The sequence below is a fragment of the Pelomonas sp. SE-A7 genome (assembly GCF_030345705.1).
Taxonomy (GTDB): domain Bacteria; phylum Pseudomonadota; class Gammaproteobacteria; order Burkholderiales; family Burkholderiaceae_C; genus JAUASW01.
Window position 1 is genome coordinate 590,378 of record NZ_JAUASW010000001.1, and the last position, 12,896, is coordinate 603,273.

A 12,896-nucleotide genomic window follows, 5' to 3' on the forward strand; every position below is an offset into this window, starting at 1 on the left:
GTCGATATTGATTGGCAGGGGGACCGGGCATCCCTATGCTGATGACCTCGGTCAAGACCGACGGTGTCTCAACGGATGTTTGCAAGGAGCATCGCCATGAAGACGCAGTTCACGAGCTCTCTGAAACCGGGCCTGCTGGCATTGGCCGCCTTGCTGGCGGCCCTGCCAGCCAGCCAGGCCCCGGCAGCCGACAACGCCACGGCCAGTGCCACGGCCGTCGTGCTGCAGCCGATTGCGGTGGCCCAGGCCGCCGACCTGGTGTTCGGCAGCCTGATCGCCGGCAACGGCGCCGTGACGGTGTCCACCGACGGCACGCGTACCAGTGCCGGCGGTACCACACCGATGCCCAGCAGCGGCGCAACGCCCACCGCGGCTCGCTTTGACGTCACCGGCACGGGCGCTGCCACCTTCTCCATCGACTACACCGGCAGCGACACGGTCCTGACCAGCGGCGGCAACACCATGGCCATCGACTGGATCACCGAGTCCCTGACCCTCGCCACGGGCAGCGGCAAGACCGACCCGAATACCGATGCGACGACCGGCACCTTGTCGGGCGGTGCCGCCTATATCTTCGTGGGCGCCAAGCTGACGGTGGGCGCCGGGCAAGCGGCCGGCACCTATACCGGCATCGTCAAGGTGACGGTGGCTTACAACTGAGTGTGGTGCCGCTGTGGCGGCCAGGGGCTGCAATGCACTGCCTGCAAGCTCTGTCCCGCGCCGGCCTGTTCTCGCGGGCCCTGGCGATGATTGGCCTGTCGCTGGCCTTGCAACCGATGCCGCCGCAGGCCAATGCCGCGGGCAGCGCTGCCGCGATGGCCTCCGCCACCGTGGTCGAGCCGGTCAGCGTCAGCGGGCAGCTGGGCGCAGTCCTGTCGATTTCCGAGCTGCTGGCAGCCAATCAGGGGCCGGCCGGTCCTGCCACCGGCTCGGTGCTGGTCCGGCTCGTCAACTTGGCGCCGGCCGTGCTGGCGGGGCCGGTGTCCAGCGGTGGCGAAGGCGGTCAGACCTTGTCGACCCTGCTCAATCTGCCGGGCGGCGCGGGCGGCGAAGGGGGCGTGGTGGCCGCGCTCAGCCGGCTGATCGAGCCCTTGAGCGGCGGCCTGCTGCAAGGCGAGCTGGCCACGGCGGTCAGCCTGAGCCCACCGCCCGGCGCCAAGAAGGACGATCATGTGGCCATCGTGGTCGCCTTCAACTGAGAGCCGGCCTCAGCGCCGGCGGGCCCTTGCCGCAGCCTTTCTGCTCCTCGTCAGCCCGCGTGTCGTGCCGCAGGACATCACGGCCGGCGGCAGTCTCAGCTTCGGCAGCTTCACCGCCGGCGGTGGCGGCACCGTCAGCGTCAGTGCCGCCGGGCTGCGGAGCAAGACCGGCGCCGTCCTGCTGGTCAGCCAGGGGGCTGTGGCCTCGGCCGCCAGCTTCACGGTGGTTGGCACTTCCAACGCCAATGTGGTGATCAGCCTGCCGCTGGACGGCACGGTGCAGCTCAGCGACGGGGGCAACACCATGGCCTTGAACGGCTTCGTCAGCAGTCCCGGCCCGGTAGGCACGCTCTCCGGCGGTGGCACGCTCAACCTCGCCGTGGGCGCCACGCTGACGGTCGGCAATCTGCAGCCGGCCGGCAGCTACAGCGGTTCCTTCGCCGTCACGATCAACTATCAATAGGAGCGGCCCCGCCGCATCTGCCATGAGTCCTGCGAATTTCCTGTTGTCCCGTTGGCTGCTCGGCGTCCTGCTGATGCTGTCGAGTCCGCTGGCCCTGGCCGACCTGGTGCTGTTTCCGACCCGCCTGGTCTTCGACGGCAACCAGCGCGCGGCCCAGGTCGAGCTGATGAACCAAGGCAAGTCGCCCGAGACCTACCGCCTCAGCCTGGTTAACCGCCGGATGGGCGAGAACGGCGAGTTCATCGCCATAGAGACGCCCGGCCCCGGCGAACAGTTCGCCGATGGACTGCTGCGTTATTCGCCGCGCCAGGTAACCCTCCCGCCCGGTGGCTCCCAGGTCGTGCGCCTGCAGCTGCGCAAGCCCGATGGGCTCGCGGCCGGCGAGTACCGCTCCCACCTGCAGATCGACCGGGTCGCGGAGGCCAGCGGCAGCAGCAGCGTGGAGGCCGTGGCCCAGCGCAGCGCCAAGGATGTGGGCATCGCGATCCAGGCCCTGGTCGGTGCCTCCATTCCGGTCATCGTGCGGCATGGCGCAACTCAGGCCTCGGTCTCGTTGTCCGAGCTCAGCCTGCTGACCGCCACGCCGGCCGCGCCTGGCGGCCAGCTGCAGTTGCAGATGAACCGCCAGGGCAATCGCTCGGTCTACGGCGACCTGCTGGTGGTGTTCACGACCACGGCTGGCGTCACCGTCGAGCTGGCCAAGGCCGGCGGTGTGGCCGTCTATGCGCCCAATGCGCTGCGCCGCGCCCGCCTGCCGCTGCAGCTGCCGGCCGGCACGGCCCTGCGCGGCGGCACGCTCAAGGTCAGCTATCGCGACCGCCCCGAGGCCGGCGGCAAGCTGCTGGCCGAAGCCAGCCTGGTCCTGCCCTGAGGGGTGGCGGGGCCGGATTCATCCGACATGAAGCACGGCCGCCGCTATCTTTCTTCTGCTCTGCTGCTGGCCGTGCTGTGCCTGGCCGGCAACAAGGCCGAGGCGGCCACCAACAACAAGCCAAAGGCCAAGCCGCGCGCGGCCGTGCTGGCGCCGGTCCAGCTGCGTCCGCTGGCCGTACAGCTGGATGGCCTGCCGCTGGCCGCGCGGGTCGAGACCATCCAGGTCGGCTTCCAGGTGCTGCTGCCGCTGGGCGAGCTGTCGCGCCTGCTGGTGCTGGGCATCACGGTGCGACCCGAGCAGGGCGCTGCCGGCGGCTTTCTGCTGCAACCCGACCAGATGTTCGCGCTCAACCTGGCCGAGGGCCGGGTCAACATCGGCGGCCGCCAGCAGGTTTTCGATCCGCGCCTGGCGCAGGCCGTGGGCGGCGAGATCTTCGTCTCCAACCAGTTGCTGTCACGCTGGCTGCCGGTGGACATCGAGGCTGATCTGTCCCGGCGCGAGCTGCGCCTGAAGTCGCGCCAGCGCTTGCCGGTGCTGGCCAGGCTTGAGAAGGAATACGGCCCGGCGCCCAAGGCCGAGGCGGCACCGGCCGAACCGCCTCCACGGCCGGTACAGCGCAAGCAAAGCGAGCTGGAAGCCAGCCTGCTGGTGCTCGAGGTCTTGCTGGACGACCAGCTGCTGTCGGACAGCTTCAGCGCCTTCCAGGACGAACGCCAGATCCTCCTGCCGCTGGGCGAGCTGACCCGGCTGCTGACCCTCGCCGTCAAAGTGCAGCCGGCCCAGGGCAGTGCCACCGGCATGGTGCTGAGCGAGGACCGGCCGTTCGCCCTCAACCTGGCCGAATCGCTGGTCAGCGTGGCCGGCCATGAGCAGGTCTTCGAACCGCGCCTGGCCACGGTTATCGGCGACGACATCTATGTCTCGACCCAGCTGCTGGCGCGCTGGCTGCCGGTAGATCTGCGGATCGATCTGCAGAGGCTGCAGCTGCGCATCAAGGCCCGCGAACGGCTGCCGCTGCAGGACAAGCTGGAGCGCGAGCGGCAGGCCGGCCGTCTGGCGGGACTGCAGGCCACGGTGCGGCCCGAGTACCCGCTGCAACCCTCGCAACCGGGCCTGATTGGCGTGCCCTTCATTGACCAGTCGCTGGGTGCGGACGCGCGCTACGGCCGCGGCTCCCACAGCTTCCGCAAGGCCTACACGGCCTACCTGACCAGCGACCTGCTGGGCATGGAAGGCTCGGCCTATCTGCAGAAGACCAGCGCCAGCTCCAAGCCCGAGCTGCGCATGACCCTGGGCCGCAACGACCCCGAGGCCGGACTGCTCGGCCCGCTGAAGGCCCGCTCGGTGGTGCTGGGCAACATCGTCGTGCCCAGTGTCCGCAACCTGATGCTGGGCAGTCCCAAGGGTGCCGGCATCGCCCTCAGCAATCGCTCGCTGGACCAGCCGACCAGCTTCGACCGCCACAGCTTGCGCGGCGACCTGCCGCCCGGCTGGGACGTGACCCTGTACTACAACGATGCCCTGATCGCCTACCAGACGGCCCGGCCCGACGGCCAGTATTCGTTCGACGACCTGCCGCTGTCCTTCGGCGCCAACGAGTTCCGCCTGGTGTTCCATGGCCCGCTCGGCCAGCTGCGGGTCGAGCGCCAGAACTTCCTGCTGGACCAGGCGAGCACCAAGCCGGGCGAGCTGTTCTATTCGCTGGCCAGCCACCATGCGGACAACGGCGAGGTCCGCAACGTGGCGCAGGTGGACGTCGGGCTGACCAAGGGCCTGAGCGCCAATCTGGGCGCCGTCAGCCGGCCGCGGGCCGCCGGCCTGCAGCAGACCTATGGCCAGGTCGGCCTGCTGGGCTATTTGAGCTCGATGATCCTCAGCTCGCAGCTCTCGGCCATGCCGGGCGGCCAGCTGGCGGACCTGGGCTTGAAGACCCGGCTCGGCAGCTTCTCGCTCGACCTGAACCATCTGCAGCGCCGCGGGCGCTTCGACAACGACGTCTTCTCTCCGCAAAGCCTGGGCCTGCGCCAGCGCCAGCAGCTGCGGACCAACGGCGTGGTCAAGACCAGCTGGCTGCCGACGCTGTCGCTGACGCTGGATGCCCAGCGCAGCCTGCCCAACAGTGGCCCGGCCGACTACCTGGTGGCCGGCCGCGTGGCGACCATGCTGCGCGGCACGGCGCTTTCCAACTACCTGCGCTGGCAGCGCAGCCTGGGCACCGACAGCGTGGACGGCAGCCTCCAGCTCAGCCGCCGCGTTGCCAGCACCGGCCTCAACCTGCAGCTGGCCTACACGCTGGAGCCCAGGAGCCATATCCAGGCGGTGGCCCTGAGCGCCGACCGCAACCTGGCCGAGGGCTACCAGATCACCGGCGGTCTGCTGCATGCACTGGATTCGCAGCTGACCCTGGTATCGGCCGGCCTGAGCAAGAACTTCGGCGAATTCGGCCTGGCCATCAGCGGCAGCTACTCCAGCCAGCATGAGCTGGCGGTGGGCGTGCAACTGTTCCTGGCCCTGGGCCGCGACCCGCGCAGCGGCAAGTGGAGCTTCGACGGCCTGCCGCTGGCCAGCACCGGCGCGGTGTCGGCGCGCGCCTTCGTGGACCGCAACATGAATGGCCGCCGCGACCCGGACGAGGAGCTGGTGCCCAATGCCGGCTTCATCATCAACGGCGGTGGCCGCCATCCGCGCCTGACCGATGCCGGCGGCGTGGCCTTTCTGAACCGCCTGCCCTCGGGCCGCTATGCCGACATAGCGCTGGACAGCGGCACGCTGGAGGATCCGCAGTGGAAGCCGCTGACGCCAGGCGTGCGTGTGCTGCCACGGCCGGGGCGGGTCGAGATGGTCGAGTTCCCCGTGATCTCGACCTCGGAGATCGAGGGCACGGTCTACCTGGTCGATGCCCAGGGCAAGCGCCGCGTGATCGGCGATGCCCAGCTGGAGCTGATCAACGAGCAGGGCGAGCTGCTGGCTGCCACGACCAGCTCGGCCGACGGCTACTACCTGCTGCACCAGGTGGCGCCCGGCAGCCATCGCTTGCGCATTGCCCGCGATCAGGCGGCCAAGCTGGGGCTGGTGGGTGCGCTGGAGCGCCTGGTCGAGGTGCCCGTCGAAGGCACGTTCATCAACAGCGTGGACCTGGAGCTGAAGCTGGTGGGGCGCTGAAGGCTTCAGCCGGCCCGACCACCGTAGACCAGGCGCGCGGCGGCCAGGTCTTCCAGCGCGGTGCCGACCGACTTGAACAGGGTTCGCCGGCCGGGCCGGTGGGCCTCGCCCGGGCCGAGCCGGCAGAGGTCGGCGAGGTCTCCGCGCCTGGCGTCAAGCAGCAAGCAGCCTTCGGCCTGCGGCAGCAGCAGGTCGCCGCTCTTGCGCAGGGCCTCGTCGGTGTCGACCCAGAGATCGGCACCGCTCACCGCGGCGGAATCGGCCTCGCGCATCTCGGGCGTGAAGCCGCCCATCAGGTCCAGGTGGCTGCCCTCGGCCAGCCAGGCGCCGCGTATCAAGGGCTCGCGGCTCAGCGTGGCGCAGCTGACGATGTCGGCCTGGCGGACCGCGGCTTCGAGATCGGCGGCTGCGGAAATCGGCAACCCCAAGCGGCGCAGCTGCGATGCCAGCGACTCGGCCGCCTCGGCCCGCCGCGACCAGACCAGGATGCGCTCGATGCCGGGGAGGGCGGTGCTGTAGGCCTCGGGCAGCAAGCTGGCGACCCGGCCGCTGCCCACTACCAGCAGGGTCCGAGCCTGTGGCGATGCCAGGCGCGAGGCGGCCAGCGCCGAGGCAGCGGCCGTGCGCCGCGAGGTGATCTCGTTGCCGTCCATCAGGGCCAGTGGCTGGCCGGTGGCCGCATCGAACAAGCTGTAGCTGGAGTACAGGCCCGGCAGGTCACGACCTGCATTGCCCGGCGCGATGCTGACCGTCTTGATGCCCAGCAAGCCGTCGGCCTGCCAGGCCGGCATGATCAAGAGCGTCAGGTCTTGCCCGACCGCATGCTGGTGGCGAAGCGGCACCTCGCAGCCCTCGATGAACTGCTGGCGCAGTGCCTCGATCAGGGCCGCGAAGGGCAGGGCGGCGCGCGTGGCCTCGGCGTCGAAATGCCGCATGGCCGTCAGCCGGCTAGAACCACTCGATGGGCAGGCTCAGGCCCACGCCGGTCAGCAGTGCCTGGCGCTGCGCCTTCAGCTCGGGCGTGGGCGCCGGCCAACGCCGGTAGGTGTAGAGGAAGTCGAGGATGACCAGGCTGTTGTTCGAGTTCTCGGCCGTGCCACGGCGGGTGCCGGGGTTGACGTAGTCCTTGTGCATCACCACGCCGCCGCCCGGGTAGTAGCGCGGCAGGGCCCGCTCGCAGACGGCGACCAGGAACTCCCAGTCCTCCAGCGAAGCCATGTGGGCATCGAAGCGGATGCCTTCCAGCAGCGAGCGCCGGTAGGCCAGCGCATGGTTGGGAATGAAGTTCTTGACCCAGAGCTGCTGCACGTCCTGCGCGCCGAAGGCCAATTGCTGGCGCGACAGCGGCGGCATGCCGGGCTGGGTGCGATCCTCGGTGACCACGGCGCAGTCGGTGAACAGCACCGGTGAGCCGCCGGCCTGGATGGCGGCATGCAGCGTCGCCAGGTGGTGGGGCTCGAAGCTGTCGTCGTCGTCCAGGAACACGATCCACTCGCCGCGGGCGAGGTCCAGGGCCGCGTTGCGGCTGGCGGCCGGGCCGGGCTTGCCGTCGCGCTTGAAGAAGCGGTCCTGCGGCCGCAGCAACTCGGCGGCGGCCTGGGCGCTGGCCGCATCCCAGGCGTCGGCCACGACGATGATCTCGAAGTCCTGGAAGCCTTGACCGAGCAGGGAGCCCAGCGAACGACGCAGCAGGGCAGGGCGCAGGTGGGTCGGAGTCAGGATGCTGAAGAAAGGCCGGTCGGCTGCCATGCAGGGTTCCTCCATCGATTGGCCGCATCGTAGCCGCGCCCGGCTCTGCTCAAAGGGCCGATTTGCGGGTGAACCCGGGGCTCGGAAACGCCGAACTGGGCTTGTGCGCCCGCCTACTTGAGCTCATTGGGAGCGGGGCAGACCTCTATCATCCCGAGATCCAAAGATCTGCCCTTGCTGCCGAGTTCCTGCCCATGCCCTTGATCTCGATCGTGATGCCGGTGCGCAATGGCGCAGCCACGCTGGCCGAGACGCTGGACAGCCTGGCCGTGCAGAGCTTCCGGGATTTCGAACTGGTCCTGGTGAACGACGGTTCGACCGACGAGACCGCCCGCATTGCCGAGGGCCATGCCCACCGCCTGCCGGCCCTGCGCGTCGTCACGCATGAGAGTTCGCAAGGCGTCGCGCGCTCGATCAACGACGGCCTCGCGGCCGGCGACTCCGAGTTCGTCGCCCGGCTCGATGCGGACGACCTGGCCCAGCCGCAGCGCCTGGAGCGCCAACTGGCATTCCTGCAGGCCCACGCGGGGGTCGGGGTCTGCGGCAGCCACATGCAGGTGTTCTCGACCGAGGAGCCGCAGCAACGCTTTGTGCTGGCCCACCCGACGAGCAGCCCGGCCATCCGCACGGCCCTGTTGCAGCGTTGCGCCATCGCCCACCCCTCGGTGATGTGCCGGCGCCAGGTCTTCGAGCAGGTCGGCGTCTACGACGTGCGCTTCGACTTTGCGGAGGACTACGAGCTTTGGTGCCGGGCCAGCCTGCTGGGCATCCAGTTCGCCAACATTCCCGAGACCCTGACCTGGTACCGCAAGCATGCCGGGCAGGTCAGCCGCCAGAAGGCCCAGCTGCAGTTCGAGCGCGATGTGCAGATCAAGATCCGCTACATGGCCGCCTTCCTGCAGGGCGAGGCACCCGGCCTGCTGCCGCAGTTCCTGGCCTTGCAGACCCAGTTCCCCTCGCGCGAACTGGCTTTGGCCGTGCTGCAGCAATGCGGCCCGACCATGACCCGGTTGGCGCGCTTCGTGCCCGACGCGGACGAGTACGCCAGCATGGTGACCGGCGCGCTGCTGCGTCACCTGGCTGCCTGACCCGGAGATTCTGATGTCGGCCAAGCCCGTCGTACTCAACTATGCCAAGGGAGGACTGGGCAACCAGCTGTTCCAGCATGTGTTCGCCAGGAGCCTGGCCCGGCGCCTGGGCGTGGAGATGCTGACCGACATCAGCTATTTCGGCCATGACCCCTATGGCTTCAAGGCCGGCATCTGGAACCTGCAGCCGGGTGCCAGGAGCGGGCTTCTGTCCGAGCTTGCCGGACCCGGCGCCTATGCGCTGAAAGAGGGGCAGATCCAGTCGGTCGAGCAGGTGCAGCAGTTGCCGCCGGATGCTCGCGTGCTGGTCCTGGAGGGCTACTGGCAGAGCGAACGATTCTTTGACGCCGACATCGCGCGCGAGACCCATGCGCAACTGGCTGCACAGGTGGCACCGACGGTGGATTCGGCCCTGCTCGAACGCCTGCGCTCGAGTCCCGCCGCCGTGGCCGTGCATCTGCGGCGGCGCGACTACGGTCATATGGGGCTGTGCCGGCCCGCCTACTACGCGGCGGCCCTGCAGCTGATTGCCCAGGCCCATCCCGGGCTCGAGCTTTTCGTGTTCACCGACGAGCCCAACTATTCGCGTCACCTGCTGAACCAGCTCGGCTACCGCTATCAGATGGTGGCCAGCGGCGACGATCGCAGCGACCTGTACCTGATGTCGCTGTGCCGCCACTTCGTCATCTCGAACTCGAGCTATTCCTGGTGGGCGGCCTGGTTCGGCGAGCCACAGGGCGGGAGCATCTTCTGCCCGCAGGAGTGGGTGACCATCGATGCAACACTCTCGCCCTGTCCGCCGCGCTGGCAGGCCCTGCGGGGCGCCGTGCAGGCTTTCGACCTGCCGCTGCGGGAGGTCGAGGCCTTGATGGCGACAGCCGGGAGCAGGGCGGGAGCGGCATGAAGAAGCAGGACTGCGGGAGACAGCACCATGGCGGCTGAATTGAAGGACTACTCGGTCAGCATCGTTGTTCCCACCTACGAATACGGGGGCAAGGCCTGCGCATTGCTCGATCAGTGCCTGGGCAGTGTCGAGGCCCAGACCTACCGGAACTTCGAGGTGGTGGTCATCGACCATTCCAAGGACAGCGTCATCGAGGACTACCTGGCGCGCTGGAGTTTTCCGGTGCGCTACCGGCGCAACGAGCGTGGGCGGGGCAACAGCTCGGTCAACATGAACGACGGCATGGCGGAGGCCACCGGCGAGATCATCAAGATCATGCACATGGACGACTGGTTCTGCGACCCGCAGGCGCTGCAGAAGATGGTCGACGGCTTGCGCGCCAACCCGACTTGTTCCTGGGGCGGCTTCGGCTTCAACCACTACTACGAGAACGAGCGCGCGACCACGCGCTACATCAAGCCGCACATCAATGGCGAGCTGCGCACCCTGATCGGTTGCCCGTCGGTGTCCTTCTTCGTCAACAACCGGGCGCAGCCGGACCGCTTTGACGAGTCGCTGATCGTCATCAACGATTCGGACATGCACATCCGGCTCGGCCAGAAATATGGCGAGCCGCTGCTCATCGAGGACTGCTGCGTCACCATCCGCATGCATTCCATGCAGGTGTCGAGCAACGTCTCGGACGAGCGCCGGCTGAACGAGATCAGCTATTTCCGCAGGAAGAATTTCGAGGAGTATCGAATGGACGAATTGACCCGCCTGGCCAATCTGTATGCGTCGGACAAGGGGACGGTCGCGCCCAGCGAAGGGCACCATGGCCCGCGCCTGCATTTCACGACCGTCTACGGCCGCTACTTCGAGGCGCTGCGAGACAAGCCGATCACGCTGCTCGAGATCGGCGTGGGCAGCGGCCCCTCGCTGAAGATGTGGTACGACTATTTTCCGAACGCGCGCATCCATGCCATCGACGTCGTGCCGCAGAAACAGCATGACAACGACCGCGTGACCACCCATCTCTGCGACCAGTCGGACCGCGTGGCGCTGGCCAAGCTGATGCAGCAGATCGGCCCGCTGGACCTGCTGATCGACGACGGCTCGCACGTGGTGATGCACCAGCAGGTCAGCCTGGGCGCCCTGTTTCCCTACATGAAGCCCGGCGCCCAGTACTGGATCGAGGACCTGCACACCTCCGACCGATCGGTCTGGAACGGCAAGACGCTTTATGGCTACGACATGACGGTGGCCGAAGGCGAGTCGACGGTGGAGCTGGTCGAGCAATTCATGGGCAGCGGCAAGTTCGACAGCGCCTTCCTGACCCGCAAGGAGAACGAGGCGCTGACGGCCAGCGTGGCCAGCGCCCAGCTGTTCGACCTGCCGGCCACGAGCTGGGGGTTCAACAAGCTGGCCCTGCTGCTCAAGAAATGAGGTCGGAGCATGGACGCGAACACCAAGCCTGATGCCGAACTGGTGCTTGTCACCGGCGGGGCCGGCTTCATTGGTTCCGAACTGGTGCCCTTGCTGCTGAAGCAGGGCTATCGCGTCCGCGTGCTCGACCCATTGTCGGAGCAGGTTCACGGCGCGGATGCCCGGGCACCTGCCTGGCTGTCGGCCCCGGCCTGCGAATTCATCCGGGCTTCGGTGACCGACCGGGCCGCCTGCGAACAGGCCCTGCAGGGCGCGGATCACATCGTCCACCTGGCCGCCGAGACCGGCACGGGCCAGTCCATGTACGAGATCGCCCGCTACAACGAGGTCAATGTGATGGGCACGGCCATGCTGTTCGACGTGCTGGTCAACCAGCCCGGCCGGCGCGTGCGCCGCGTCGTGCTGGCCTCGAGCCGTTCGGTCTACGGCGAAGGCGCTTATCGCTGCCCGCATTGCTCGCCGCAGGAGCGCGCCTATCCGTCCGTCCGGAGCAGCGAACGACTGCAGGCCGCGCGCTGGGAGCCGGCCTGCCGGCATTGCGGGGGCGACCTGGAGGCCGTGCCCACGCGCGAATCCGACGCCGTATCGCCGGCCTCGGTCTATGCCAGCACCAAGCTGGCGCAGGAGGACCTGGTCAAGGTCTGCTGCCAGTCGCTGGGCATAGGCTATGCCCTGCTGCGGCTGCAAAACGTCTATGGCGAAGGCCAGTCGCTGAAGAACCCGTACACCGGCCTGCTGTCGATCTTCTCCAACCGCGTCCGCCGGGGCGAGTTCCTGCCCTTGTTCGAGGATGGCCTCGAGTCGCGCGATTTCGTCCATGTCAGCGACGTGGCCGAGGCGATGCGGCGCTGCCTTGCGGTGGCCGAGCCGGTCAACAGCATCCTCAATGTGGGTAGCGGCGTCGGCACCTCGGTGCAGGCAGCGGCCAGCCTGCTGTCGATGGCCCTTGGCGCCACGCCACAGCTGCGGGTCACCGGCGAGTTCCGGATCGGCGACATCCGCCACAACGTGGCCGACGTCTCCCGCCTGGCCGAAGCCCTGGACTTCGCGCCGCAGGTCAGCCTGGAAGCCGGCCTGCGTCGCTTCGGGGCCTGGGTGATGAGCCAGGAGCTGCAGGAAGATCGGCTGGCCGCGGCCAATGCGGAGCTGATGGCGCGCGGCCTGATGGGCGGAGGCGGGCGCGACGCGGCCCGCCATTGACGAAGACCGGCCATGTTCAAGGCTGAAAATTTCGGCATCTCCTGGCTGGATCTGGTCTTGCCGTTTCCCTGCGAGATCCACCATTGCGCGCCGCGGGCGCGGCCCGATTCCGGTCGTTTCTCGGTGCTGTCCCATTTCACCGAGCCACGTCAGCTCAAGCTGCCGGCGGCGCAGGTACGCGAGGTGGCGCCGCTCTTCGATCTGATACTGACCAACGAGGACAGTCTGCTGGACCTGCCCAATGCGGCGCTGGCCGTGTTCGGCAGCAACTGGGTCAAGACCTTGCCCGAGCGCAAGAGTTTCGACGTCTCCTTCCTGTACAGCAACGGCGTGGGCTCCGAGGCCTTGTTCAGCGGCTATCGCGACCGTCGCCAGATCTGGGCACGCGGGGCTGCGCTCCGGGTGCCGACCCGCTTCTACACCTCCCAGATGAGGCCGCCCGAGGGCATAGAGAACCTGGCGCCCTATCCCTTTCCCGACAAGGCCGGCCTGTTCGAATCGATGTTTTCCATCATCGTGGAGAACGAATACCAGGACCACTACTTCACCGAGAAGCTGATCGACTGCCTGCGCAGCTACACGGTGCCGATCTATTTCGGCGCACCGAACATCGCCAGGTATTTCGATCCGGCCGGCATGCTGCTGCCGTCAACGGTGGACGAGATGGTCGAGATGATCGACCGGCTGACGGTGGCCGACTACTGGGGGCGTCTCGGTGCGCTGGAGGCCAACTACCAGCGCTCGAAACAGTACTGGGATTTCCTGCGCAACCTCGGCCTCTATATCGAGGAAGGCCGGCGGCGGAGACTTGCGCGCTAGAGTAGCTGCGCCA

Annotated in this window: 12 protein-coding genes; 10 read left to right on the plus strand and 2 right to left on the minus strand. The window is 68.1% G+C overall.

The genetic code is table 11. The features are described 5' to 3' along the window. The first annotated feature begins 96 nt into the window (after positions 1 to 96). From QT382_RS02650 to QT382_RS02670, 5 genes are all read left to right on the plus strand, one after another. Positions 97 to 660 (plus strand): DUF4402 domain-containing protein, encoded by a 564-nt coding sequence (locus QT382_RS02650; RefSeq protein WP_289252498.1) that lies wholly within the window; start codon positions 97 to 99, stop codon positions 658 to 660. Positions 661 to 692: 32 nt separating this feature from the next. After that, positions 693 to 1,199 (plus strand): hypothetical protein, encoded by a 507-nt coding sequence (locus QT382_RS02655; RefSeq protein WP_289252499.1) that lies wholly within the window; start codon positions 693 to 695, stop codon positions 1,197 to 1,199. Between the two features lie 64 nt (positions 1,200 to 1,263). Continuing rightward, positions 1,264 to 1,662: a DUF4402 domain-containing protein gene (locus QT382_RS02660; RefSeq protein WP_289252500.1), complete on the plus strand. Its 399-nt coding sequence runs from the start codon at positions 1,264 to 1,266 to the stop codon at positions 1,660 to 1,662. A 22-nt stretch (positions 1,663 to 1,684) separates the two neighbouring features. After that, positions 1,685 to 2,533: a fimbrial biogenesis chaperone gene (locus QT382_RS02665; RefSeq protein WP_289252501.1), complete on the plus strand. Its 849-nt coding sequence runs from the start codon at positions 1,685 to 1,687 to the stop codon at positions 2,531 to 2,533. 27 nt (positions 2,534 to 2,560) lie between these two features. Further along, on the plus strand, positions 2,561 to 5,698 hold the full coding sequence (locus tag QT382_RS02670) for a hypothetical protein (RefSeq protein ID WP_289252502.1): 3,138 nt from the start codon (positions 2,561 to 2,563) through the stop codon (positions 5,696 to 5,698). Positions 5,699 to 5,703: 5 nt separating this feature from the next. Here QT382_RS02670 and lhpI read toward each other — a convergent pair whose 3' ends face one another. Together lhpI and QT382_RS02680 are read right to left on the minus strand one after the other, a co-directional pair. Continuing rightward, a complete protein-coding gene (gene lhpI, locus QT382_RS02675) occupies positions 5,704 to 6,633 on the minus strand; it encodes a bifunctional Delta(1)-pyrroline-2-carboxylate/Delta(1)-piperideine-2-carboxylate reductase (RefSeq protein ID WP_289252503.1) in 930 nt (309 codons plus the stop codon). Between the two features lie 13 nt (positions 6,634 to 6,646). Continuing rightward, positions 6,647 to 7,447: a glycosyltransferase family 2 protein gene (locus tag QT382_RS02680; protein ID WP_289252504.1), complete on the minus strand. Its 801-nt coding sequence runs from the start codon at positions 7,445 to 7,447 to the stop codon at positions 6,647 to 6,649. A 194-nt stretch (positions 7,448 to 7,641) separates the two neighbouring features. Between QT382_RS02680 and QT382_RS02685 the strand changes: the two genes are divergently transcribed. From QT382_RS02685 to QT382_RS02705, 5 genes are read left to right on the plus strand one after another with little or no spacing between them, the layout of a single operon-like run. Next, on the plus strand, positions 7,642 to 8,535 hold the full coding sequence (locus QT382_RS02685) for a glycosyltransferase family 2 protein (protein ID WP_289252505.1): 894 nt from the start codon (positions 7,642 to 7,644) through the stop codon (positions 8,533 to 8,535). Between the two features lie 13 nt (positions 8,536 to 8,548). Next, on the plus strand, positions 8,549 to 9,439 hold the full coding sequence (locus tag QT382_RS02690) for an alpha-1,2-fucosyltransferase (RefSeq protein ID WP_289252506.1): 891 nt from the start codon (positions 8,549 to 8,551) through the stop codon (positions 9,437 to 9,439). A gap of 27 nt (positions 9,440 to 9,466) precedes the next feature. Then, entirely contained in the window at positions 9,467 to 10,864 is a 1,398-nt protein-coding gene (locus QT382_RS02695; protein WP_289252507.1) for a glycosyltransferase, read from the plus strand. A 9-nt stretch (positions 10,865 to 10,873) separates the two neighbouring features. Continuing rightward, complete coding sequence (locus QT382_RS02700; RefSeq protein WP_289252508.1) at positions 10,874 to 12,064, plus strand: NAD-dependent epimerase/dehydratase family protein; 1,191 nt, start codon at positions 10,874 to 10,876, stop codon at positions 12,062 to 12,064. A gap of 12 nt (positions 12,065 to 12,076) precedes the next feature. Then, a complete protein-coding gene (locus QT382_RS02705) occupies positions 12,077 to 12,883 on the plus strand; it encodes a hypothetical protein (RefSeq protein WP_289252509.1) in 807 nt (268 codons plus the stop codon). Positions 12,884 to 12,896: the final 13 nt, after the last annotated feature.